1 pseudogene is annotated in these 299 nt (G+C 57.2%); it reads right to left on the bottom strand.

The features are described from left to right. A pseudogene (locus tag O2S87_RS19045) lies at positions 1-299 on the bottom strand (ISH6 family transposase); the annotation flags it as partial.

Here is a 299-nt window from a genome sequence, read left to right as displayed (position 1 = left end):
CGACGCAGCATCCCGATACGACAGCGTCGTGGCGAGATCGGCTGTCTTAACAGAGATATCCTCTTGATACCGCTTCTTGCCATCGAACTGAATGAGGTTCTCAACAGGGCGGAAGTGTGACTGTTCATCTTCTCCGGCGGTGGTATCCTCAACGTAGTCCAGGGAGAACGTGTGCTCGCCGGCGGTGGTCACCGCCGAGCGAGTACACGTCGCAGAGCGTTGGAATCTCTCGGTTCCGTTGCCGTGAGCGTGTTTTATACCGCAGAAGCTCTCGACGAGACGCTCGTTGAGGCACTCGA

This window comes from Halohasta sp. A2 (assembly GCF_056175805.1).
Note: the sequence above shows the minus strand (reverse complement) of the source record. Positions and strands in the feature narration are given on the sequence as shown.